Raw genomic sequence first — 22,826 nt, forward strand, 5'->3', positions numbered from 1 at the left:
ATGCAGCTACGTCATTAGCACTGCACATAATGCGCTATGCGGCGTCCAATGGGAAGAGATGACCATTGTTGGATTTCTCACCGCTCCCGCATCTTTTGCCGCGCTATAGAAGTCGGGATCATGTTCTCCATGATCTCGGGTTTCTCGGAACAGTGGCAGTGCCCGGCGGGAGAGTGGACCGTCTGGGCTCCGGACGCGACCACCAAGGCGGCGATGCGCACCGCCCCTGACCTCGGCGTGTGCACCTCGTTCGTGCAAGCCGACCATCTGCGCAGCGGCATCGACGGCGAGGCGTGCACCCGCCGCCTCGTCTTCACCACATTCACGATTCACGATGTATTCGATGCAACAATCGTCGAATCGGTCTTCCACGACTTCGTGCGTGCGCACGGCGTTTTCCACACCGCATTCCCCGTGACGACGAACCTGAATCCGCGCGGCCGCACGCTTTCTCCCGAGCAGATCACGCTCGCCGTCGAGGCCACCTCGGCGACGCACCCGGGCGTCACCGTCAAGGACCACCTGATGGGCTCGGTGCCGGAGCTGCACGAGTGGGCCGCCTTCGCCTTCGCCGTCACGGGCACCGAGAACGCCCGCCCGGATGCGGAGGCCCCGCACTTCCAGGTGGTCGTGTGCTCGGATCACCTCTACACCGACGGCGTCTCGCAAGCGGTGAGCTTCTTCGAGATCCTCTCGCGCTACACCGCAGCGCGCAGCGGCATCGAGTTCACCCCGATGCCGGTCCGCCCGCACAGCGAGTTCACCCGCGAACAGCGCACCCTCGCGGACACGCTCACGCCGACGCACCCGGATGTCGTGCAGTGGCGCGAGACCCTGCGTCGCGCGGGCGGCATGCCACGCTTCCCCCTGCCGCTCGGCCTCGCCGACGGGGAGGCCGCCCCCGGTCGCATCGCGGTGCACGCCTCGTTCATCGACGCCGGCCGCACGGCCCGGTTCGGCGCGGCGGCCAAGCGGGCCGGCGCCAACATGAGCAGCGCGCTCCTCGCCGTGCTGGGGCAGGTGCACCACCACCTCACCGGCGACGAGCTGTTCACCATGCTCATCCCCCGCGCGGATCGCTCCGGGACGGGCGACGCCATGGCCGTCGGCTGGTACGTCACGCTGGTGCCCGTGCAGTTCGTCGCCGCCGGGAGCTTCGACGAGGTGGCCCGCAACGCGCACGAGGCGGTCGCGACGGCCAAGCAGCTCGACCGCACGCCGGTGTTCCCGATCATCGACCTGCTCGCCGACGATCCGGAGTTCCCGGTGCAGCACGGCTTCGCCGCGCCGATGCTCTCCTACATCGACGTGACGCGGGTGCCGGGCGCGGAACTGGCCAAGCAGCACGACTTCTCGGTCTTCGCCAACGCGACTCCCTCGCGCGAGGTGTTCATGTGGATCAACCGCGACGAGTCGGGCCTGGACTTCAACGCGATGCACCCCGACACCGGGCAGGCCACCAGCTCGGTCGACATCGTCTTCCAGCTGTTGCGCGAGCGCATCATCGAGGTCGCCGACCGCAGCCCCGCCCTCATCTCGGTGTAGCGGCGGTCCGCGCCACCGGCGCGCGGCGCACGGGCGCACTCCGCTGCGGAGGCGCGCCCCGGCGCGCGCTGCCGGGGCGTTCGGGCCGGAGGGCGGCCGCGAAGCCGCCGATCCGGGAGCGCAGTTCCTCCTGCAACAACCCGCGGGTGTCGCGATCGAGTGCCGGCACCCGCTCAATCGGGGCGACGCCGAAGGCGATCCACGGGCCTGCGGGGTCGACCGCGACCGAGGTCACCACCAGCGCGGCCCGGCGGCCCGGGTCGGCGCCGTCGGGACGGGGCCCGAACGGGACCGGCACGAGCACGGGTGCACCCAGGCCGCCCGGCGCGCGCGTGAGCGGGTAGCCGAGCAGGCGCTCGGCCTGCGGCACCGTCAGGCCGACGAGCTCCTCCGTGCGGATGCGGCCGCCCGAGCCCTCGCGGCGCGCAAGCGGGATCACCGCGGCCAGGGCGAGCGTCGCGAGGACGCCGAAGACGGCCCAGAAGGTCCGGCCCTCCAGGGCCGCGATCAGCGCGGATGCCGCCGCGAGAGCGCAGGCCACCAGGTGGACGACGATCTGGGCGAGCAGGGACCAGGCCGTGGTCACCAGGCCCGCGGCGAGGACCGCGAGGACGAGCGCGGCGATGCCCCAGCGGCGCGCCGCGAGCGCTTCGACGAGACAGGCGCCGAAGACGAGCAGGTAGGCGATCCACCACCTGCTCGCCGGCGGACCCATCAGCACTCTGGTCATGCAAATGAAGATACAACCCGGGTGCGTTTTGCGTCGCGGGTCAGTGACCGCGGCGGATCCACTCCTCCAGGTGCGGCGACTCCGTCCCGAGGGTGGTCCCATCACCGTGCCCCGTGTTCACCACGGTCTCGGGCGGCAACGCGAACAGCCGGTCCCGGATGGACTCGATGATCACCGAGAAATCGCTGTACGAGCGGCCGGTGGCGCCCGGCCCGCCCGCGAACAGCGTGTCGCCACTGAACAGCTGCCCCGCCTCCGGCAGGTACAGGCACACCGACCCCGGCGAATGGCCGGGCGCGTGGATCACGCGGATCTCCGTGCCGCCGATGGCGATCCGGCTGTCGTCGGCCAGATCCTCGTGCCCCACACCGGGGTGCGTCATCTCCCACAGCACGTCGTCGCCGGGGTGCAGCAGGATCGGCGCGTCGAGCCGCTCGGAGAGCTCCGGCGCGACCGTCACGTGATCGTTGTGCCCATGGGTGCAGACGATTGCGCGGACCGTGCGCCCGCCGACCGCCGCGATGATCGGGGCGGCGGAGTGCGCCGCATCGATGACCACGACCTCGGAGTCGTCGCCGACCAGCCAGACGTTGTTGTCGACGTCCCAGGTGCCGCCGTCGAGGCTGAACTGCCCACTGGTGACGACGTTCTCGACGCGCAGGCTCACAGGACCACCACCGAGCGCAGCACCTCGCCCCGGTGCATGGTCTCGAAGGCCTGCTCCACCTCGTCGAGGCCGATCCGCTCGGTGACGAACTTCTCCAGCGGCAGGCGGCCCTGCCGGTAGAGGTCGACGAGCTGCGGGAAGTCCCGCTCGGGCAGGCAGTCGCCGTACCACGAGGACTTGAGAGCCCCACCGCGCGAGAAGAAGTCGATGAGCGGCATGTCGAGGGTCATGTCCGGCGTCGGCACGCCCACCAGGACGACGGTGCCGGCCAGGTCGCGCGCGTAGAAGGCCTGCTTCCACGTCTCGGGGCGCCCCACGGCGTCGATCACCACGTCGGCACCGAAGCCGTCCGTGAGTTCCTGGATCGCCTCCACCGCATCGACTTCCGCGGCGTTGACGGTGTGCGTGGCGCCCAGGTCGCGCGCCCACTCCAGCTTCTTCGGATCGCGATCGACGGCGATGATGGTGCGCGCGCCGACCAGTCGCGCGCCCGCGATCGCCGCGTCTCCGACACCGCCGCAGCCGATCACGGCCACGGTGTCACCGCGCGAGACGCCGCCGGTGTTCACGGCGGCACCGAGGCCCGCCATCACGCCGCAGCCGAGCAGGCCCACGACGGCCGGATCGGCCTCGGGATCGACCTTGGTGCACTGCCCCTGGTGCACGAGCGTCTTCTCGGCGAAGGCGCCGATGCCGAGGGCGGGCGAGAGCTCGGTGCCGTCCTCGAGCGTCATCTTCTGCGTGGCGTTGAAGGTGTCGAAGCAGTACTGCGGCTTGCCGCGCTTGCAGGCGCGGCACTGGCCGCACACGGCGCGCCAGTTGAGGATCACGTAGTCACCGGGGGCGACGTGATCGACGCCCTCACCGACGGTTTCGACGACGCCGGCGGCCTCGTGGCCGAGCAGGAACGGGAACTCGTCGTTGATGCCGCCCTCCCGGTAGTGCAGATCGGTGTGGCAGACGCCGCACGCCTGCACCGCGACCACCACCTCACCCGGACCGGGATCGGGGATCACGATCGGGAGCACCTCGACGGGCTCACCCTTCGCGCGGGCGACGATTCCTCTGACGGTCTGCGGCATGGTTCTCCTCCAGGTCCGGATACGGCTATTGCCATCCTCGCATTGATCGCGCCGGCGAGGACTCGGGCTCAGTGCACGTGGTTCCGCCAGTCGGCGGGCACGCGCCCCGCGGGCCCCGGCACCGGCTGCTCGACCGGGTGGTTCTGCGGGTCCGCGAGCCGCGGACCGTCGTAGTAGTCCTCCGAGACGTAGTCCCAGAACCACGATTCGCCGAGCTCGTAGGTCTGCACGATCGGGTGGCCGCTCTCGCGGGCGTGGGCGCTCGCGTGCTGCCCGGGCGAGGAGTCGCAGCAGCCGACGTGGCCGCACCGGGCGCAGCGGCGCAGGTGCACCCACCAGCCGCCGTCGGCGTCGCACTCCACGCAGCCGGGGCCGCTGGGCGGCACGGCGGGGTCGATGGGGTCGTTCGGTGCGGTCATGCGTGGGGTTCCTCTCCCTCGGCGCCCGGCTCGTCCGGGATCGCGATCTCCTCGCGCTGCGGCCCGTCGACGGGCAGTTCCACGGTGAACACGGTGTTCCCCGGCTCGGAGCGCACCGCCAGGTCGCCCTGGTGCTTGTTGACCACGATGCGCCACGAGATGTCCAGGCCCAGACCGGTTCCCTCGCCGACGCCCTTCGTGGTGAAGAACGGCTCGAAGATGCGCGGCAGGACGTCGGCGGGGATGCCGGAGCCGGTGTCGGCGACCTCGACGATCACCGCATCGTCCTTACGGTGGGCGCGCAGGGTCAGCGTGCCTCGGCCGTCCATCGCCTGCACGGCGTTGTCGATCAGGTTGGTCCACACCTGATTCAGCTCGGCGCCGAAGCCCTTGATCTCCGGCAGGTCGGGGTCGTAGTCCCGCACCACGGTGACCTCGCCCAGCTTGCGGCTGAGCATCACGACGGTGCTGTCGAGCAGCTCGCGCACGTCGAGCACCTGGAACGGCGCGCGATCCATCTGCGAGTACTGCTTGGCAGCCTGGACCAGGGTGGAGACCCGGTTGGTCGAGTCGGTGATCTCGTTCATCAGCAACTCGGTCTCGACGGTGTAGTACAGCCAGCGCAGCGCACCCGAGAGCACGGGGCCGTCGTCGAGCGAGCCCGCGACGCGGTCGAGGAAGTCGGTCTGCAGGCCGGCCGCCACGAACACCGGCGCCAGGACGTGCCCGTCGGTGATGTCGTGGTCGTCGAGCCAGTCCATCAGCTCGTCCTCGCGGTCGGAGGCCTCGAGCGGGCCGAGGTCGGGCGCCTGCGCCACGGCCTCCACCGCCTCCTCCTGGAACTTCACCAGATCCACCAGCCGGGTGCGGTCCAGTTTGCCGCTGGCGATGCCGGCGAGCTTGTGCCGCATGCCGCCGACGCGGGTGCGCAGGTCCGCGACCGCGCGAGTTGCGGCGCCCGCGGGGTTGTTCAGCTCGTGGGTGAGCCCGGCGGAGAGCGAGCCCAGCGCCAGCAGTCGCTCCCGCTGTTCGACGATCTGCCGGGTGCGCTGCCCGCCGTAGAACACGCCCTCCAGCAGGTGCACCGCCATCGGGAACCACTGGTGCATGGCCTCGTTGAAGTCCTCGGCGGGCAGCATGAAGAACTGCGCCGGCGTCACCGCGCGCATCGACGAGTTGTACTGCTTCTGCGCCGGGCCGCCCTTGCCGAGGAAGGCCGACCACGCGCCGGCGTAGGCGCCGCGCTGATCGGAGCGGGTGGTCTCGATCTCGGCGTCACCCACCTTCTGCGACAGCGCGATGGTCCCGTCGAGCAGCACGTAGAGCCAGTCGGCGGATTCTCCCGTCGAGTACACGGGACCGGCGGGGAAGGTCTCCACATGCCCGCGCTCGCAGAGCCATTCGAGCTGATCGTCGTCGAGCTTCTCGAACAGGAACAGGGTGCGCAGCTCGTCGACGAAGCACGGATCGTGAGTACTCATGAGTCGATCCCCTCCAGGTGGCGGTGCACGAACATCACGGCCATCGCGCCCTCGCCCACCGCGGAGGCGACGCGCTTCGCCGATTCGGAGCGCACGTCGCCGGCGACGAAGACGCCCGGCACGCTCGACTCCAGGTGGAACGGAGGACGATCCAGCTCCCAGGTCCGCGGGGCGGCACCGTCGGGCGTGAGATCCGGGCCGGTCAGCAGGAAGCCCCGCCCGTCCCGCGCGACGACGCCGTCGAGCCAGTCCGTGCGCGGTTCGGCGCCGATGAAGACGAACAGGAAGTCCGCCGGGACCTCCTCGGTCTCGTCCGAGCGGGTATCGCGGAGCGTGAGCCGCGTCAGGTGATCGTCGCCGTGCGCCTCGATCACCCGGGTGTGCGGGCGCACGTGCACGTTCTCGATCGAATTCAGTTGCTGGATCAGGTAGTACGACATCGATGCCTCGAGCGAGTCCCCGCGCACCAGCAGGGTGACCGAGCGGGCGCCCTTGGACAGGAACGCCGCGGCCTGCCCGGCCGAGTTCGCGCCGCCCACGATGTAGACGTCCTGCCCGCGGCACGCCGGCGCCTCGGTCATCGCCGAGCCGTAGAAGACGCCTGCGCCCGTGAGTCTTTCGATACCCGGCGCGTCGAGCTGCCGGTAGGCGACCCCGGTCGCCAGGATGACGGTGTGCGCCCCCACGACGGTGCCGTCGGAGAATCGCACCCGCCGTCCCGCGCCGGTCACCTCCAGCGCGACGACGTCGGCGGCGGTGATCATCTCGGCGCCGAACTTGTTCGCCTGCCGCCTCGCCCGGTCGGTGAGCTGACCGCCGGAGACCCCGTCGGGGAAGCCGAGGTAGTTCTCGATCCGCGAGCTCTGCCCGGCCTGCCCGCCCGTGGCGGACCGCTCGACCAGCACCGTCCGCAACCCCTCCGAGGCGCCGTAGACGGCGGCGCCCAGCCCCGCGGGTCCGGCTCCGACGACCACCAGGTCGTAGAACTCCTCCGACGGGGTGGTGTTCAGGCCCACGTGTTCGGCCAGTTCGCTGTCCGACGGTGCGCAGAGCGCGGTCCCGTCCGCCGCGGCGACGAGCGGGAGCTGCTGCCCGTCGACCCCCGCGGCGGCGAGGAGACGCTGCCCCTCGGGCGACTCGGCGGTGTACCAGCGGTACGGGACCTGGTTGCGGGCCAAGAACTCCCGCACCTCCGACGAGCGGGCCGACCAGCGGTGCCCGACCACCTTCGTCTCGGGGACGGGTCGGTGGTCGCTGCACAGCCACGCCTCGAGCTGGGCGTCGAGAACGGGGTAGAGCTTCTCCTCCGGCGGGTCCCACGGCTTGAGCAGGTAGTGGTCCAGATCGACGACGTTGATCGCCTCGATCGCGGCGCCGGTGTCCGCGTACGCGGTGAGCAGCAGCCGGCGCGCGCCCGGGTAGACGTCCATCGCGGCCTCGAGGAACTCCAGCCCCGTCATCTGCGGCATGCGGTAGTCGGCGAGGATCACGGCCACCAGATCACCGCGGAGCTTGAGCTCCTTGAGCGCCTCGAGCGCCTGCTCGCCGCTCTCCGCGCGCACGATCCGGTACTCGCCGCCGTACTTGCGCCGCAGGTCCCGGGCGACGGCGCGGGAGACGCTCGGATCGTCGTCGACGGTCAGGATCGCGGGGCGCCGCTTCTCGGTGTCTGCCACCGTTTCAGATTACGACGGTCGCGGCCTCCGCGTCGGCGAGTGCAGCTGTGAGCGAACGCATCGGGTCCGGGCCGTAGGAGACGCGCTGGACGGTGCCCTCTGGCGTGCCGATCGACCAGCGGGTCATCCACCGGTCGTGCAGCCCCTCCGGCTGCGCGATGCGGACCTCCCGGTCTCCGCGCGGCGTGGGCACCGTCATCGTCGCGACCGGCGCCACGATCTCCCCCTTGTGCTTGCGCCGGTCTCGGAAGTCGAGTACCGCCAGCACGAGCATCACCAGGAACAGCGCCACGACCGCTGCCATGCGCCAAGGCGCCCAGTCGTCGTAGTCCATCCACATCAGCGTTATCGCCGGAACGGCCAGGACGAAGCCTCCGACGAGCCCTCGGGCGTCCCGCGCGCTCGTCTCCGGCTCCATCGCGACGGCGATCCGCCACAGCTGGGTCGCGGTGATCGCGACGACGAGGCTCACTGCGAACATCAGGCCGTGGGCGACACCCTGACTCCGCGGGCCGTCGACGGGCCAGTCGATCAGCACGGTCACCGCGAAGAGCGCCAACCAGATCAGCAGGAGCAGCCCGGCGAGGGCCTTGAGCACCCCGACCGGGACCACCCGCGTCGCAGTATCAGCACGCCGCGCCATCGCGCCTCCTCCGGTCCCGGCGCACCGTGACGACGCCGACGATGATCTGACAGACGCTCACGAGCGCCACCCCGGCAGGAAGCACACTGCGGGAGTCCGGCCACGTCGACCAGTCGCGAACGAGCGCGGAGGCCATGACGAGCGCTCCCGAGAGGATGAGGAGCCACCCCACCCAGGTCGGATTCGCAGCCTGCCTCACCACGTCTTCACGGTAGCGGATGCAGGCGCAGTAGCGCCGCTCCTCCCCCTCGATCCGCTCGCTCCCCACCGCAACGCCATCACTCCCCCTCGATCCGTTCCGTCCCCACCGCAACACACGGTGTTCCGGTGGGGGCCGAACGAATCAGGGGGGGAGGCCGACGGTGCGATCACCGGCAGGTTCGGACCATGCTCCGCGCTCCCCGCCGGCAGACGGGCAGCGCCGGCGGACCGTCGGACTGCGGTCTCAGACCAGGCCGCCCACGCGCTCCCCCGCGACGGAGGCGGAGAGCACGCGGGAGACACCGTCGGCGGTGGCGGGCCAGGAGAACTCCCCCGCCCGCTCCTGCGCCTTCGCGCCGAGCTCCTCGCGCAACAGCGGGTCGCGCAGCAGGGTGTGCACCGCCTCCGTCAGCCCCGCGAGGTCGCGGACGAGGAGGCCGGTGGCACCGTCGACCACGGAATCGGTGAGCCCGCGCGACGATACGTACCCCACGGTGGGCACCCCGTGCTGCGCCGCCTCGATCACCGTGATGCCCCAGCCCTCCTTGCGCGAGGGCATGACGTGTACCCACGCGCGGGAGAGCAGGCGGTGCTTGCGCTGCTCGGTGACATGGCCGTGGAAGGTGACCCGGTCGAGGACGCCGAGCTTGTCCGCGTGGGCGTAGAGCTCGGTGTCCCACCAGCCGCTGCCGATGACGTCGAGGTGCAGGTCGGGGACGCGGCGGCCCAGGCGGGCGAGCACGTCGAGGGCGTCCTCGATCTGCTTGTGCGGTACGAGGCGCGAGAGCACGACGATGCGCGGCGACGACGATCGCACATCCGCGACGCCGGATTCGACGGCGTCGATCCCGTTGCGCACCACGGCCACCCGCTCCGGGCCGACGCCGAGCAGCGCCAGTTCCTCGGCGGACGGCAGCGAGACGGTGAGGTACTGCGACGCCCGGTGCACCCACGGCGAGAGCCGCGATTCGATGAACCAGCCGATGCGCGCGACGAGCCGGCCCGCGACGGGCCACTGCTCGCGATGGCAGTGGTGCACGAGCACCGTCACGGGGACGCCCGCGACGAGTCGCGCGAAGAAGGGGATGCCGTTCTGCGTGTCGATCACCGCGTCGGGGCGGATGCCGCGCAGCGGGCCGCGCCCGCACCGCGCCAGCACGATCGCCAGCAGCGCCAGCGGGTAGACGGTGAACCGGCCACCGCCACGGGAGACGTGCACGCCGCGCACCGTCTCCGATCGCGCGGCGCCGGGGTACATCGCGGTGCGCAACGTGACGCGGACGCCGCGGGCGGCCAGCTCCTCGCCGACGCGCTCGAGGTACAACTCACTGCCGCCACCCTGGGGGTGGCGGGTGTCACGCCAACACAGCAGGAGGACCTCACGCACGCGTTCTAGGGTACCGTCCGGTCTCGTGTACCCCGCTAGCTGGAAGAACGCGACGGAACGGCTCCGCCGCCGCGCCACCCTGCGGCGCTCCGTGGGGCTGCTCTCCGACTTCCGGTTCGAGCAGTCCGAGCCGGCCCGGTTCTACGGTGCGCTCGCGCGCGACACCGTCGAGCTGACCGGCGACCTGTACGGGGATCTCGACGGTGCCCTCGTCCTCGACGTGGGCGGCGGGCCCGGCTACTTCGAGGATGCCTTCGCCGAGCACGGCGCGGTCTACGTGCCCGTCGAGCCCGATCCGTCCGAGGCGCACGCCGCCGGCATCACGTCGTCGCGGGGCCTGCGGGGCTCGGGCCTCGCGCTTCCCATCGCCGACGGTGCCGTCGACGTCTGCCTCTCGTCCAACGTCGCCGAGCACGTGCGCGACTGGGAGACGATGGGCGACGAGATGCTGCGCGTCACCCGGCCCGGCGGGATGGTGATCCTGAGCTACACGCTCTGGTACGGCCCGTTCGGCGGCCACGAGATGGGCCTGACGCACTACCTCGGCGGCGAGCGCGCCGCCCGGATGTACACCCGCAAGCACGGGCATCCGCCGAAGAACCTCTACGGAACGTCGCTGTTCAAGGTGGGTGCCGCGGACGGGCTGGGCTGGGCCGCCACCGTCGCGGACGCGGAACTCGTCGCGGCGTTCCCGCGCTACCACCCGTCGTGGGCGTGGTGGATGGTCCGCGTGCCCGGCCTGCGGGAGTTGCTCGTCTCGAACCTGGTGCTCGTGTTCCGCAAGCGCTGACCCGGCCCGAACGCCGCCGGCCCCCGCCGCGGAGGCGACGGGGGCCGGGAACGGTGGTGCAGCGGGTCAGGCGGCGTCGGCCTCCGAGCCGGCGTCGTCGGCAGAGGCGTCCTCGCCGGCGGGCGCCTCGTTCGCCGGAGCGTCGGCAGCAGGAGCGTCGGCAGCGGGCGCGTCGGCAGGAGCGTCGGCGGCGGGGGCATCGGCGGCGGGCGCCTCGGCGGTGGTCTCCGCGCCGGCGGCCGGAGCCTGCTCCTCGACGGTGCCCTCGGTAGGAACCGTCTTCTCCTCGCCGGTGGGCGCGGTCTCGCCGGTGGGAGCGCCGTCCTCAGCGCCGGACGTGCCGCCGCCGACGGTGCCCTCGGCACCGGCCTCACCCTCCGCCGGGGCGTCGGTCGGCTCGGCGGTCCGGTGCTTGCCGACGTATGCGGCGGTATCGTCCGCACTCTCCGCCCCCACGACGCCGTTCTCGCCGTCCGCGTCCTCGCCCACAGAGGAGAGGGCGGCGGTCTTCGTCTCGACGTCGCCGCTCAGCGCCTTGGCGGTCTCGTCCAGGGACTTCGCGGCGTCGGTGCCGATCAGGCCCTCGAAGCCCTTGGTCAGCTCGCCGAACATCGAGGTCAGCCCGCCACCGCTGATGACCGAGTTGGCCAGCGTGAGCGGCAGCGAGATCACGGTGGTGACCAGCGAGAGCACCGGCTCGAGCAGGCTCAGACCGAAGTTCACGGCCGGCACGACCACGGTGTTCGCGACGAACGAGACCGGGCCGGCGACGATCGGGCCGACCAGCGGGATGTTCGCGATCAGGTTCGGGATGAGCTGCGCGCCGCCGGCGACCGCGCCGCCGACCACACCGGTGAGCAGGTCCGGGATCTTGGCGATCCCCTCGGGGGTGCCCAGGTTCGCGACGATGAGCGAGACCACGCGGCCGATGAGCTGGCCGTCCATGATGCCGAGGAGCTTGTCGTCCGGCAGGCCGCCGACGATCTCCTTGAGCTTCTCGGTCGGGATGGCGCCGACCAGCTTGATCAGCTTCTCCGAGGGCAGGCTCGCGACGATCGGGCCGAGCTTCTCGACCGGGATGCCGTTGACCAGCTCGGTGAGGGTCGCATCGTCGAGGTTCGAGACCACGGTGATGAGCTTCTCGGTGGGGATGCCCTTGACCAGCTCGGTGAGCTTGTCCGCCGGCAGCGCGCCGACCACGGGGGCGAGCTTCTCCACCGGGATCGCATTGACGAGTTCGCCGAGCTTCTGCTCGTCGAAGGTGGCGACCACCGCGGCGAGCTTGTCGGTGGGGATGTAGCCGACCAGGGCGGCGAGCTTCTCGGCGGGCAGTGCGGCGACGGCCGGGCCGATCTTGGCCGGGTCGACGGTGCCGATGACCTCGGTCAGCTTGTCCTGCGGGATGCTGCCGACGAGCTCGGCGATGGTCGACGCCGGCAGCGCCGCGACGACGGCGCCCAGCACGCTCACCGGGATCGCGCCGACCAGGCCACCGAGCTTGTCGGAGGGCAGGCCGCCCACGACCGGGCCGAGGACCTCGGTCGGGATGCTGCCGACGAGGTCCTTGAGCTTGTCCTGCGGCAGGCCGGCGACGATGGTGGCGAGGCGCTGCGTGTCCAGGGCACCGACGATCTTGCCGAGCTGGGCGTCGTCGAGGCTCTTGACGACCTCGATGAGCTTCGCCTCGGGGATCGCCTTGACCACGGCGTTGAGCTTGTCCTGCGACAGCCCGGCGACGATGGTGTTGAGCTTGTTCTGCGGCAGGCCGTTGACGATGGCGGTGAGCTTCTTCTCGTCCATCGCGTTCATGATCGCGACGACCTTGTCGGCGGGCATCGCCTCGAGGATCTTGGCGGTCTTCGCCGGGTCCATGCGCGACATGATGTCGGCGACCTTCGCCGGGTTCGTCAACGCCATGGCGTCGGCGAGCTTCTTCGAATCGGTGTCCTCCAACATGCTGGCGATCGTCTGCGGGGACATCCAGTCGATGATGCTGGTCAGCTCGACGTCCATGCGCAGCGGCGCGGCGGCGGCCGGGACGGCGAGGATCTGCGCGGGCTTGGGGACGGAGAAGTCCATGGCCGGCACGGTGGCGAGGGTCAGCGAACCCGCGAGGACGGTCGCGGCCATCGCCTTGGTGACCACCCCCGTCCGGTTCCAGCTGAACGGGGCGCTCTCGCGCATGACGGCGCTGTCGCGCAGGACTGCTTCACGCATCGGTCTTCTCCTGGGAGGTGTGTCGTAACGGCGCGCGCGAGCTGTGGGGTGAGAGCGCGCGGACGGGCTGGAAAAGCACCCAATAGTCAAACGAACTTCGGTTGCCTTCAACCACCGCGAAGGTAACCACCGCCTGCGCCTACTCTGTAGTACTTCGAGTGATCCGAAACACAACCGAGACCTATTCGTGATCTACATCGCTGCGACGCTAAAAGCGCAGGCCAGACCACATTTCGGTAACGGCGCGTCAGTCCGATTAACCCGATTCGTCAGCCTCGCAGGAAAGCCCTGACCACCGCGGTGTGCAGACCGAACGCACACCACTAAGTGAACGGACTGACCTGTACCACTGCACAGTTAGTTTCCACAGTTCACGAAAGTGCAGCGGGAGGCCGAACTCCGGCGAGTTTCTCAGGATTGCGGACCACGTACACGCCCGTCACCGCGGCACCGTCGACCTCCACGCACAGCACCAGGTCGACGGCACCGTCGAAGGCCACGACCACCGCCGGCATGCCGTTGTAGACGGCGAAGCGCACGGTCATCTCGCCGAAGTCGGCCGACTTGCGGAGGGTTCCGATCATCATCCGCGCGACCCGGTCGGCGCCGAGGACGGGCCGCCGGGCGGCGGACTTCACGCCGCCGCCGTCGCCGACGTACACCACGTCGGGCGCCAGGAGATCCATCAGCGACTGCACATCCCCGGTCGACGCGGCGGCGAGGAACCTCTCGGCGACGCCCTGCGCCACGGCGGGATCGACCACCTCCCGCGGTCGGCGGGCGCGCACGTGCCCCCGCGCCCGGTGCGCGGTCTGGCGCACCGTCGCCTCGCTCTTGCCGACGGCCGCGGCGATCTCGGGATAGCCGAAGTCGAAGACCTCGCGGAGCACGAACACCGCCCGCTCGGTGGGCGTGAGCGACTCCAGTACCAGCAGCATCGCGGTGGTCACCGCCTCGCCGGTGAGGACGTGCTCGGCCGGCCCGTCGCCCGACGGTGCCTCCAGCGGCTCCGGCAGCCACGGCCCGACGTACTCCTCGCGCCGCCGCGACGCCGCCCGCAGCGCGTTGAGCGCCTGCCGGGTGACGATGCGCGCCAGGTACGCCCGCGGATGGTCGACGGTGCCCGGGTCCACCGCGCGCCAGCGCAGGTAGCTCTCCTGCAGCACGTCCTCCGTGTCGGCCACGCTGCCGAGGATCTCGTAGGCCACGGAGAACAGCAGCGGGCGATGCTCGGCGAAGAGCTCCTCGGCGGTCATCGCGGCGCCGGCAGCCAGGCGTAGCGGGCGGTCCTGGCGCCGCCCTTGGCCCCGCGACACACGAGCTCCTTGAACAGCGCCGCCGGCCGGCCGCCGAACCGGATGCGGGTGGGGGTGTCGTCGCGGCGCGCCGCCTGGATCACGGCGCTGCGCCGGCCGATCGAGACGTTCTGCCCGATGTAGCCCATGGAGTAGGCCTTCATCGGCGCGCCCGCCAGTTCGCGCGCGACGTTGTCGGCGCCGTGCGCGCCCTGCGGCAGCGCGGTCTGGCAGCTCAACCGCGCGCCGGGCACGGCGGCGCCGTCGCCGACCGCCGTGATCCGCGGATCCGAGACGCTGCGCAGGAACTCGTCCACGACGACGCGGCTGACGGCGTCGACTGCGAGCCCGCTGCGCGCCGCCAGATCGCTGACCTGCGTCGCGACCGCCCACAGGACGAGGTCGGCACCGTCGTCCCCGGCGTAGCGCCCGCGCTCGACGACGACCCCGAGGCGGTCGAGGTCGCGCCGCACCCGCGCCCGCGCGCCGGCCCCGAGCGACGCCCCGACCTCACCGTCGCTGAGCAGCCGGACCCGCAGGCCCGGACGGGATTCCGCGACTTCGGCCGCGGTCTCGATGCCCGTCAGGCCGCCGCCCACGACGGTGACGGCCGCCCCGTCGGGCAGGCCGGCGAGCGCCTGCCGCGCGCGCTCCGCGGTCTCGATCGTGCCCACCACGTGGGTGCCCGACGGTGCCGTCGGCGCCCCGCCCGCGGCGTAGATCGCGCGGTCGAACGGGAGCGAGGTGCCGTCGGCGAGCAGCACCGTGCCGTCACCGATCGTGTCCACCGCGCCGACGACGAGCCGGATCCGCGGGTCGAGCATCTCGGTCAGCGGGGTGACGGCGGTGCCACTACCGGCGATGTGCTCGTGCAGCCGCACCCGCTCGACGAACTCCGCCCTCGGGTTCACGACGGTCACCTCCGCGTCCGCCTTCTTCACCAGCCGGTTCGCGGCGATGGTGCCCGCGTAGCCCGCGCCGATCACGACGACCTTCATGATTGTGTCCTCCTGCGTTGACCAACTCTTCCGCACACAGGACACCGGCCGCCACCGATCTGTGACACGCCTTCCGAAATTCGGGTTCTGCGGGGCTCCGCGGTCGGATCCTGTCGCGGAGCCCCGCAGAGCCCGAATTTCGGGAGGCGCTCAGCCCTCGGCGATCGCCGCCAGCGGGGGCGTGCGGGCGGCGCGGATCGCCGGCAGGATGGCCGCGCCGACGCCGACGAACGCGGACGCCACCAGCATCACCACCACCGTGGACCAGGGCACCACCACGGAGCCGAGGCCCTCGTCGCGCAGGGCGTGCACGAGCGAGACACCCAGCAGCACGCCGAGCACCAGTCCCAGCGCCGCGCCGAAGACCGCGATGAGCATGGACTCGAGGTAGATCGAGCGGCGCACCTGCGAGCGGATCAGGCCGATGGCGCGGAGCATGCCGATCTCGCGCCGCCGCTCCACCACCGAGAGTGCGAGCGTGTTGACGATGCCGAGGATCGCGATCACCACCGCGAGGCCGAGCAGCCCGTAGAGCACGCCCATCAGGGCCGTGATCGCCTGTCCCGCTTGGTCCTTGAGATCGTCCTGGTCGTCGACGTTGACCACCAGCAGCGGCTTGACCGCCTCCCGCAGCCGCTCCTTGAGATCGGCGACCGCGGTCCCGTCGGCGGCGTTGATGAACACCGACTGCGGGGTGACCAGCGGGGCGGTGGCGCCGCTCGCGGGCGGGTAGAGCGCGTTCATGTCGGCCGCCGTGATCACCGGCCCGGACAGCGAGCCGCCGTCCGTCGAGTAGATGCCGGTCACCGTGAGCGGGGTCTTCGCGGAGCCGACCGCGGACACCGGTTCGACGGGCGAGCCCACCTCCCAGCCGCGTTCGCGCGCGGTGCGGTCGTCGACCAGCATCCCGCCGGGCCGCAGCGTCAGCTCGCCGGAGGTGCGGGTGAGGTTGAACGCCGCGGTGACGTCGCCGTCGACGCCGAGCGCCGAGAGCCGATCGCCGCCCACCCGCACCGGGACGCCGTAGAGGATGGTCTTGGCGCCGATGCCCGGCACGTCCTCGATCGCCGTGAGCGCCGCGGGCGGCATGCCCAGCGACGGCGCCTGCAGCAGCAGGTCCGAGCGGATGCCCTTGTCGACCTGGGCGTCGATCGACTTCTGCATGGACGCGCCGAGCGTGCCGATGACGCCGACCAGCGCGACACCGATCACCAGCGCGAACGCCGTGGCGGTGGTGCGCTGCGGGTTGCGCATCACGTTGGTGCGGCCCAGCCGGCCGGCCGGGCCGAAGGGCGCGGCGATGACCTTGCCGATGCCGCCGAGCAGCGGCGCCACCAGCGCCGGGCCGCCGATCACGATCGCGAGGATGAGGCCGAAGCCGGCGACGCCGACCTCGATCGCCGCGGTGGAGCCGACCTCGGTGGTGGCCACGAAGAGCAGCGCCAGGGAGCACAACAGCAGGCCCGCGCCGATCGCGCCGCGCACCATCACCGACTGCGCCGAGCCGCCGTCCTGCGCGCGCATGGCCGCGACGGGCGGCACGCGCGAGGCCCGCACCGCGGGAATCAGCGCCGAGATCACCGTGACCACGGTGCCCACCACCATCACGGTGATCACCACGGACGGGCTGACGGCGAGGCCCCCGTCGGGGAAGCCCGCGCCCGCGGCCGTGACACCGGCCCGCAGCAGCACCGCGAGGCCGATGCCGACGGCGAGGCCGAGCGCGCTGCCGACCACACCCACGACGAGCGCCTCCAGCACCACCGAGTTGCGCACCTGGCCGCGGCCGGCGCCGATCGCGCGCAGCAGCGCGAGCTCGGAGAGCCGCTGCGCGACGAGCATCGAGAAGGTGTTGTAGATGATGAAGACGCCCACCAGCAGCCCGATCAGGCCGAAGGCGACGAGGAAGTAGTTCAGGAAGCTCAGGCCCTGGTTGATCGTGTCCTCGAACTCCTGCCGGACCTCGTCGCCGGTCTGCACGTTCAGGTCCGGGAGCCGCTCGGCGAGGGCGGTGCGCAGTTGCTCCGGCGACGTACCGGACGCGGCGCCCACCTCGAGGTACGGGGCGGTGGCACCGTCGCCGAAGAGCTTCTGGGCCTCGTCCTTCGCGAACAGCGCACCCAGGTAGCCGCCGGAGTCGGTGGAGACCGTGTAGACGCCGACCACCGTGACGTCCACCGGCCCGGGCGAATGCGGCGCGACGATGGTGGTCTTCGCGCCCACCGGCAGCTTCAGCCGCTCAGAGGCGGATTCGTTGAGCACCATCTCGTTCGGGCCCGACGGTGCCCGCCCGGCGGTGATCTTCAGGCCCTCGGGGTCGAGGTTCTCGCCCGGCGGCAGGTACGCGCCGCCCACCTGGGGCGCGCCGGTGGGCGAGACGACCTCGCCGTCGCCGTCGCGCAGGGCGATGGTGCCCGTGATCGCGGGGACCACCACGCGCACGCCCGGCACCGACCGCACCTGGTCGGCCACCGAGAGCGGCACGCCCGGCCCCGACGGACCGAATCCGCCCTGCCCCTGGGCGTTCTCGGGCGAGATCCGCGCGTCCACGCCGACGGCGATCTTGTCGGAGATCCCGTCGAAGGCCTTCGACAGCGTGCCGGTGAAGACCATCGAGCCGGCGATGAAGGAGGTGCCGAGCAGCACGGAGAGCACCGTCAGGACGAGGCGCCCCTTGTGCGCCAAGAGGTTCCGCAGCGCCACCCGGCGCATCGGGTTCGCCATCAGCGGGCGACGAGCTCGTCGAGGTGGATCATCTTCTCCAGCACCCGCTCCGCCGTCGGGCGGCGCATCTCGTCGACGATGCGGCCGTCGGCGAGGAAGACCACCCGGTCGGCGTAGGAGGCGGCGCGCGGATCGTGCGTGACGATCACGACGGTCTGGTGGTAGTCGTCCACCGCGGCGCGCAGGATGGAGAGCACCTCGGCACCGGAGCGCGAATCGAGGTTGCCCGTGGGCTCGTCGCCGAAGATGATCTCGGGTCGCCCGACCAGGGCGCGGGCGCAGGCCACGCGCTGCTGCTGCCCGCCGGAGAGCTCCGTGGGGCGGTGGCCCAGCCGCGGTCGCAGCCCCAGCCGGTCGACCACGGTGTCGAGCCACTGCTGATCGGGCTTGCGCCCGGCGATGTCGAGCGGCAGCGTGATGTTCTCGATGGCCGTGAGGGTGGGCACGAGGTTGAAGCTCTGGAAGACGAAGCCGATGCGGTCGCGCCGCAGCTGCGTGATCTCCTTGTCGCTCAGCGAGGTCAGCTCCGTGCCGCCCACCTGGACCGACCCGCCCGAGGCCGCGTCGAGCCCCGCGAGGCAGTGCATCAGCGTGGACTTGCCCGAGCCCGACGGGCCCATGATCGCGGTGAACTCCCCCGCCCGGAAGTCGACGGTGACGCCGGCGAGCGCGTGCACCACGCTCTCGCCCTCGCCGTAGACCTTCGTGACCTCGACGGCGCGCGCGGCGACCGTCGCGGGGATTGCCGGAGCGGCCGGAGTCTGTGTCATGCAGTCGAGAATGCCAGAATCTCGCCACCTGCGGCATCGGGGCGATCCCCGTCGCCGAAACGGACACCCCGGATGGGTTCGGGCGGGATCGGTCAGAATGGACCGATGCGCCTCGAACCTCGGATCCTCACGCAACTGGCGGGCGTGCTCGACCTGCGCGACGGCAAGTTCTTCGGCAGCTGCTTCGGGCACCGCGTCCCCGACGACCTGCTGGCCGCCGTCACGGTGCACGGCGCCGCGACCAACCGTGCGACGGCGGGCTTCGCGTCACCGTCGCGCGCGCAGACCGCGATGCCGGTGGAGCTCGAGCACTGGGACGCCCGTCCCGACGACGACGGCGAGTGGGACACGGTGCTGCACACCCAGCTGTGCGTGGACACGTCCGGCTCGGTCGAATGGTTCTCGCCCGGACCCGACGGCCCCGGCCCGGTGCTCGAATTCCCCATGGCCCGCGGCTTCTACGAGGTGGAGGCCGCCGCCCGGCACGCCGGCGAGGGCGAGGACGTGTGGCGGCTGCGGTTCTGGTCGTCGCCCGAGTACGGCCCCGATCTGGCCGAGATCCGCGAGATCGCCCTCCTCGCGCGCTGAGCGCCGCTACGGTGGTCGCTGAGGATCGGGGGATCCTCGTCGTCCGGGGGGATGAAATGACCACTTCCGCGTTGCAGGCCCTGCAGGCCTTCCGCGCCGGCGTCGCCGCGCTCGGCATCGGGATCGGCGAGTTCGAGGCGATGCCGCGCGACACCGCGCTGGCCCGGCGCGCCTTCGAGGCCGCCACCGCCGCCGATCCGGCCATGGCCGACGCCTGGATGGGCCGCGCCGCCGCCGGGGAGAACACCGCCGAGGTGCTCGCCGCGCTGCACCGTCACGCCGACGCGATCGGCGCCGTCGCGCGCCGCGTCGGCCTCGCGCCGGGCGCGCTGAGCTCCGTCTTCGCCACCGGCCTGTACGTCGACCATCCGCTGCGCGACCCCGTCACCGCGCACGCCGCCTACGCCGCCCGCCTGCTGGCCGACGGTGCGCCGGAGGAGGCCGAGCGCGTCCTCGACGCCGCGCCGCAGTGCCCCGTCGAGCGGTACCAGCGCGCCGTCACCGCCGCCCGCACCCGACGGTGGCAGGACGCCCTGACCGCGCTCGACGGGCACGCGAGCTGGGACGACGCCGTGCTCGCCGCCGCGGCCGCCACCATCGCCGGATCGGCCGCCGCGCAGCTGGGCCGCTTCGCCGAGGCCACGCGCCTGCTGACCGGCGCGGCCGAGGGCCCGGTGCCCGGCGCTGCCGCCGCCGCCCGCTACTGCCACGCGCTGGTGCTGCGCGAACAGGGCGACGAGGAGCGCGCCCGCGAGCTGCTGGAACGGGCGGCACCGTCCTACCCGCCGGCCGAGGCGGCGCTGCGCGACCCGAGCCACCGCCTCGTGCTCGACGCGCCGGACGCGCCCGACTCCACCGCGGAGACGACCGACGCCGCCGAGGACCTGCTCGCCGCGGCCGCCGAGGAACTGGAGCGGCAGGTGGGGTTGCGGGAGGTCAAGGAGCAGGTCACGCGCCTGCGGACCACGATGCAGCTGGCCAAGGTGCGCGCCGACCGCGGGCTCAGCAGCGGCAGCCGCTCCCTGCACCTCGCCTTCACCGGCCCGCCCGGCACCGGCAAGACGACGGTGGCGCGCATCGTCGCGCGGATGTACCGCGGCCTGGGACTGCTGGCGACCGACACCGTCGTCGAGTGCTCCCGGCGCGATCTGGTGGGCCAGTACCTGGGCGCCACCGCCCAGAAGACCAGCGCGGTGATCGATTCCGCGCTCGACGGGGTGCTGTTCATCGACGAGGCCTACACGCTGGTGCAGGAGGGCCTGACGGGCGGCGACGCGTTCGGGCAGGAGGCGATCGACACGCTGCTCGCCCGGATGGAGAACGACCGGGACCGGCTCGTGGTGATCGTCGCCGGCTACGACGCCGAGATCGACCGCTTCCTCGGTTCCAACGAGGGCCTGGCCTCGCGGTTCGCGCGCCGCATCCGGTTCCCCGGCTACAGCCCGGGCGAGCTCGCCGAGATCGGCGCCGCGATGGCCCGCTCCCGCGACGCGCTGCTCACGGGCGCGGCGGCGGAGGTGCTGGAGGCCTCCTGCGCCGGCATCGTCGACCGGCTGGACCGGCTCGGCAACGGCCGCTTCGTGCGCAACGTCATCGAGGCGGCGGAGGAGGAGCGCGAGCTGCGGCTCGCCGATTCCGGCCTCGACCTGGCCGACGTCGACGAATCCGTGCTCATGCGGATCGAGGCGGCCGACATGGCGCGGGCGCTCGACGGGGTGCTCGGGGCGGCGGTGTAGCCCTAGATCGAGGCGGCCACGTTCGCGGCGTAGGCGTCGCTGTTCGACGGGCCCGTACCGGTCATCATCACCTCGTCGGCCAGCCGGTCGGCGGCCTCGAAGTCGATGCCCGTCTCGCGCTGGCTGTGCACCAGGAAGATCTCCCCGCCCAGGCAGGGCCGCTCGTTCGCGTAGACCATGCACTCGACGACGATGAGGTCGGTCTCCGCCTTGACGATGTGCGAGGCGAGCCGCACGCCGAGGCTGAGCACGTCGCCCACGTGCAGCGGGTGCAGGTAGCTGAAGGACTGCCCGGCGTGCATGATCGCGGCCAGGTTGCACCCGGGGATCGCCTTGCCCACGACGGCCGACGCGGCCTGCAGCATGGGGGCGCCGAGCATCGTGGCGGGGACCGCCACGTCGGCGGGGATCTGGCGGCTGGTCGCGTAGGGCACGTGCCAGTTGCGAGTAGCGCGGGCGAAGGACCGGACCGATTCGGCGCCGATCTCGTAAGCGTTGGGGAACCACAATTCCCAGTCGTCGGCGACGGCCACGGTCACTCCTCGAGGGCTCTTGCCCTCGTTCGACGATTGAGGGACGTTTCAGGATAGCCGGTGCTCGCGTGCGATCCCAAACTCAACCCATCCCTGTGACAACACCGCATGTCACGCGGCCCACAGTCGATGACAGGACGCGCTCGGGCTACTAGCGTCGGAGGCATGTGGAGGTCGAACTCGCTGCGCGTCGCCGTCGTCGGCGCCGGGATCGGAGGCCTGGCCGCGGCCTCCGGACTGCAGCGCGCCGGCGCCGAGGTGATCGTCCTCGAACAGGCCGCCCGCTTCCTCCCCCGCGGCTCGGGCCTGTCGCTGTTCGCGAACGGTTTCGCCGCCCTCCGTTCGCTCGGTCTCGAGGAGCGGGTGCGCGAGATCGTCGCCGACGGTCCGCCGTCCGTGCCGTACGGCACCTGGCGGCCCGACGGCACCCGGCTGGCGACCGTCTCCCCGGCCACCGTCGCCGCGCTGCGGGTCGTCGACCGCACCGAACTGCACCGGGCGCTGCTGCGGGGCCTCGCGCCCGACACCGTCCGGCCCGGGATCCGGGTCGAGGGGCTCAGCCGCGAGACGCTGGACCTGGGGCCGAGCGGGATCCTCGAGGACTGGCACGTGCTGATCGGCGCCGACGGCATCCGCAGCCGCGTGCGCGGCAGCCACGCCGGCGATCCGGGCGCCGCGTACTGCGGATACGGCGCCTGGCGCGGGATCACCGACACCCCCGTCGAGCTGCCCGACGCGGGCGAGACCCTGGGCCGGGGCGAGCGCTTCGGGTACAGCGCCCTGCGCGACGGGCGGGTGTACTGGTTCGCGGTGCGCCCCTCCCCCGACGACACCCCGCCCGAGCCCGAGGAGCTGGTGGAGCGCTACGGCGACTGGCGCGGGCCGATCCCGGAGATCCTCGCCGCGACCGATCCCCGGCGCATCGGCTACCAGCCGATCGAGCGCCTCGCGCACCCGCTGCGCACCTACGCCCGGGGCCGCGCGGCGCTGGTGGGCGATGCCGCGCACGCCATGCCGCCCACCCTGGGGCAGGGCGCGAACCTCGCCCTCGAGGACGCTGCCGTGCTGGTCTCGCTGCTGCGCCCGCTGGCGCGCGACCCCGATCCGCGCGACATCCCGACGAAACTCGCCGCCTACGACAAGGCCCGCCGGCCGCGGACCCAGTCCCTCGCGCGGCAGGCGTACCTGCTGGGCGCGGCGCTGCAGTGGCCGACGCCCGCCGTCGTCAGCGGCCGCGATCTCGCCATGCGCGCGGCGCCGAACCTGGCGACCGACCGGATCTTCCGGCGCGCCCAGCGCTGGTCGCCGCCCGACTGACGCGCCCCGGCCCGCGGCCGCGGACCG

At 72.0% G+C, this 22,826-nt stretch carries 20 protein-coding genes; 5 read left to right on the forward strand and 15 right to left on the reverse strand.

Annotated elements, in window-relative coordinates; translation table 11 throughout:
• Positions 1-120: 120 nt before the first annotated feature.
• Entirely contained in the window at positions 121-1,545 is a 1,425-nt protein-coding gene (locus BLQ62_RS21715) for a condensation domain-containing protein (protein ID WP_068564048.1), read from the forward strand.
• Here BLQ62_RS21715 and BLQ62_RS21720 read toward each other — a convergent pair.
• The 9 genes from BLQ62_RS21720 to BLQ62_RS21760 all read right to left on the reverse strand — a co-directional run bounded on the left by BLQ62_RS21720 (position 1,532) and on the right by BLQ62_RS21760 (position 9,831).
• Positions 1,532-2,275 carry a hypothetical protein gene (locus tag BLQ62_RS21720; RefSeq protein ID WP_156483172.1) on the reverse strand — a complete coding sequence of 248 codons (744 nt, stop codon included), beginning with the start codon at positions 2,273-2,275 and terminating at the stop codon, positions 1,532-1,534. The genes BLQ62_RS21715 and BLQ62_RS21720 overlap by 14 nt on opposite strands.
• 40 nt (positions 2,276-2,315) lie before the next feature.
• Positions 2,316-2,942, reverse strand: coding sequence for an MBL fold metallo-hydrolase (locus BLQ62_RS21725; RefSeq protein WP_068564044.1), 627 nt, complete (start codon positions 2,940-2,942; stop codon positions 2,316-2,318).
• Positions 2,939-4,024 (reverse strand): S-(hydroxymethyl)mycothiol dehydrogenase, encoded by a 1,086-nt coding sequence (locus BLQ62_RS21730; protein ID WP_068530963.1) that lies wholly within the window; start codon positions 4,022-4,024, stop codon positions 2,939-2,941. The genes BLQ62_RS21725 and BLQ62_RS21730 overlap by 4 nt, the downstream gene beginning before the upstream one ends.
• Before the next feature lie 68 nt (positions 4,025-4,092).
• Positions 4,093-4,443: a UBP-type zinc finger domain-containing protein gene (locus tag BLQ62_RS21735; RefSeq protein WP_068564042.1), complete on the reverse strand. Its 351-nt coding sequence runs from the start codon at positions 4,441-4,443 to the stop codon at positions 4,093-4,095.
• Positions 4,440-5,924 carry an ATP-binding protein gene (locus BLQ62_RS21740; RefSeq protein ID WP_068564040.1) on the reverse strand — a complete coding sequence of 495 codons (1,485 nt, stop codon included), beginning with the start codon at positions 5,922-5,924 and terminating at the stop codon, positions 4,440-4,442. The genes BLQ62_RS21735 and BLQ62_RS21740 overlap by 4 nt, the downstream gene beginning before the upstream one ends.
• Complete coding sequence (locus tag BLQ62_RS21745) at positions 5,921-7,600, reverse strand: NAD(P)/FAD-dependent oxidoreductase (protein WP_068564038.1); 1,680 nt, start codon at positions 7,598-7,600, stop codon at positions 5,921-5,923. Before BLQ62_RS21745 ends, BLQ62_RS21740 begins: the two co-directional genes overlap by 4 nt.
• Before the next feature lie 4 nt (positions 7,601-7,604).
• On the reverse strand, positions 7,605-8,243 hold the full coding sequence (locus tag BLQ62_RS21750) for a DUF6968 family protein (RefSeq protein ID WP_139184283.1): 639 nt from the start codon (positions 8,241-8,243) through the stop codon (positions 7,605-7,607).
• On the reverse strand, positions 8,227-8,445 hold the full coding sequence (locus BLQ62_RS21755) for a hypothetical protein (protein WP_139184284.1): 219 nt from the start codon (positions 8,443-8,445) through the stop codon (positions 8,227-8,229). Before BLQ62_RS21755 ends, BLQ62_RS21750 begins: the two co-directional genes overlap by 17 nt.
• A gap of 243 nt (positions 8,446-8,688) precedes the next feature.
• Positions 8,689-9,831, reverse strand: coding sequence for a glycosyltransferase family 4 protein (locus BLQ62_RS21760; RefSeq protein ID WP_068564033.1), 1,143 nt, complete (start codon positions 9,829-9,831; stop codon positions 8,689-8,691).
• Between the two features lie 25 nt (positions 9,832-9,856).
• Here BLQ62_RS21760 and BLQ62_RS21765 point away from each other — a divergent pair, with 25 nt between their 5' ends.
• Complete coding sequence (locus BLQ62_RS21765) at positions 9,857-10,621, forward strand: class I SAM-dependent methyltransferase (RefSeq protein WP_068564032.1); 765 nt, start codon at positions 9,857-9,859, stop codon at positions 10,619-10,621.
• 66 nt (positions 10,622-10,687) lie between these two features.
• On the opposite strand, the gene BLQ62_RS21770 is transcribed toward BLQ62_RS21765, so the two are convergent.
• The 5 genes from BLQ62_RS21770 to BLQ62_RS21790 all read right to left on the reverse strand — a co-directional run bounded on the left by BLQ62_RS21770 (position 10,688) and on the right by BLQ62_RS21790 (position 18,625).
• Positions 10,688-12,838, reverse strand: a complete 2,151-nt coding sequence (locus BLQ62_RS21770) for a magnesium transporter MgtE N-terminal domain-containing protein (RefSeq protein WP_068564030.1) — start codon at positions 12,836-12,838, stop codon at positions 10,688-10,690.
• A 371-nt stretch (positions 12,839-13,209) separates the two neighbouring features.
• Entirely contained in the window at positions 13,210-14,094 is an 885-nt protein-coding gene (locus tag BLQ62_RS21775) for an RNA polymerase sigma-70 factor (protein WP_068564651.1), read from the reverse strand.
• Positions 14,091-15,131, reverse strand: a complete 1,041-nt coding sequence (locus tag BLQ62_RS21780; RefSeq protein ID WP_068564028.1) for an NAD(P)/FAD-dependent oxidoreductase — start codon at positions 15,129-15,131, stop codon at positions 14,091-14,093. The genes BLQ62_RS21775 and BLQ62_RS21780 overlap by 4 nt, the downstream gene beginning before the upstream one ends.
• 150 nt (positions 15,132-15,281) lie before the next feature.
• Positions 15,282-17,858 carry an FtsX-like permease family protein gene (locus tag BLQ62_RS21785; RefSeq protein WP_082756264.1) on the reverse strand — a complete coding sequence of 859 codons (2,577 nt, stop codon included), beginning with the start codon at positions 17,856-17,858 and terminating at the stop codon, positions 15,282-15,284.
• Positions 17,855-18,625: an ABC transporter ATP-binding protein gene (locus BLQ62_RS21790; RefSeq protein WP_068530927.1), complete on the reverse strand. Its 771-nt coding sequence runs from the start codon at positions 18,623-18,625 to the stop codon at positions 17,855-17,857. Before BLQ62_RS21790 ends, BLQ62_RS21785 begins: the two co-directional genes overlap by 4 nt.
• A 105-nt stretch (positions 18,626-18,730) precedes the next feature.
• Between BLQ62_RS21790 and BLQ62_RS21795 the strand changes: the two genes are divergently transcribed.
• Positions 18,731-19,213 carry a hypothetical protein gene (locus BLQ62_RS21795; RefSeq protein WP_068530924.1) on the forward strand — a complete coding sequence of 161 codons (483 nt, stop codon included), beginning with the start codon at positions 18,731-18,733 and terminating at the stop codon, positions 19,211-19,213.
• Positions 19,214-19,269: 56 nt separating this feature from the next.
• Positions 19,270-20,949: a type VII secretion AAA-ATPase EccA gene (eccA, locus tag BLQ62_RS21800; protein ID WP_068564022.1), complete on the forward strand. Its 1,680-nt coding sequence runs from the start codon at positions 19,270-19,272 to the stop codon at positions 20,947-20,949.
• 2 nt (positions 20,950-20,951) lie between these two features.
• Here eccA and BLQ62_RS21805 read toward each other — a convergent pair whose 3' ends face one another.
• Positions 20,952-21,482, reverse strand: coding sequence for an FAS1-like dehydratase domain-containing protein (locus BLQ62_RS21805; protein WP_082756262.1), 531 nt, complete (start codon positions 21,480-21,482; stop codon positions 20,952-20,954).
• A 165-nt stretch (positions 21,483-21,647) separates the two neighbouring features.
• Between BLQ62_RS21805 and BLQ62_RS21810 the strand changes: the two genes are divergently transcribed.
• Entirely contained in the window at positions 21,648-22,799 is a 1,152-nt protein-coding gene (locus BLQ62_RS21810; RefSeq protein WP_068564018.1) for an FAD-dependent monooxygenase, read from the forward strand.
• Positions 22,800-22,826: the final 27 nt, after the last annotated feature.

It is taken from the genome of Tsukamurella pulmonis (assembly GCF_900103175.1).
Taxonomy (GTDB): Bacteria; Actinomycetota; Actinomycetes; order Mycobacteriales; family Mycobacteriaceae; genus Tsukamurella; species Tsukamurella pulmonis.

Bases quoted from the DNA above. Each gene is read 5' to 3' on its own strand.
- BLQ62_RS21720 (WP_156483172.1), bottom strand. From the start codon at position 2,275: ATGACCAGAGTGCTGATGGGTCCGCCGGCGAGCAGGTGGTGGATCGCC.
- BLQ62_RS21810 (WP_068564018.1), top strand. From the start codon at position 21,648: ATGTGGAGGTCGAACTCGCTGCGCGTCGCCGTCGTCGGCGCCGGGATC.
- BLQ62_RS21730 (WP_068530963.1), bottom strand. From the start codon at position 4,024: ATGCCGCAGACCGTCAGAGGAATCGTCGCCCGCGCGAAGGGTGAGCCC.
- BLQ62_RS21770 (WP_068564030.1), bottom strand. From the start codon at position 12,838: ATGCGTGAAGCAGTCCTGCGCGACAGCGCCGTCATGCGCGAGAGCGCC.
- BLQ62_RS21795 (WP_068530924.1), top strand. From the start codon at position 18,731: ATGCGCCTCGAACCTCGGATCCTCACGCAACTGGCGGGCGTGCTCGAC.
- BLQ62_RS21790 (WP_068530927.1), bottom strand. From the start codon at position 18,625: ATGACACAGACTCCGGCCGCTCCGGCAATCCCCGCGACGGTCGCCGCG.
- BLQ62_RS21780 (WP_068564028.1), bottom strand. From the start codon at position 15,131: ATGAAGGTCGTCGTGATCGGCGCGGGCTACGCGGGCACCATCGCCGCG.
- eccA (WP_068564022.1), top strand. From the start codon at position 19,270: ATGACCACTTCCGCGTTGCAGGCCCTGCAGGCCTTCCGCGCCGGCGTC.
- BLQ62_RS21775 (WP_068564651.1), bottom strand. From the start codon at position 14,094: ATGACCGCCGAGGAGCTCTTCGCCGAGCATCGCCCGCTGCTGTTCTCC.
- BLQ62_RS21750 (WP_139184283.1), bottom strand. From the start codon at position 8,243: ATGGCGCGGCGTGCTGATACTGCGACGCGGGTGGTCCCGGTCGGGGTG.
- BLQ62_RS21715 (WP_068564048.1), top strand. From the start codon at position 121: ATGTTCTCCATGATCTCGGGTTTCTCGGAACAGTGGCAGTGCCCGGCG.
- BLQ62_RS21735 (WP_068564042.1), bottom strand. From the start codon at position 4,443: ATGACCGCACCGAACGACCCCATCGACCCCGCCGTGCCGCCCAGCGGC.
- BLQ62_RS21740 (WP_068564040.1), bottom strand. From the start codon at position 5,924: ATGAGTACTCACGATCCGTGCTTCGTCGACGAGCTGCGCACCCTGTTC.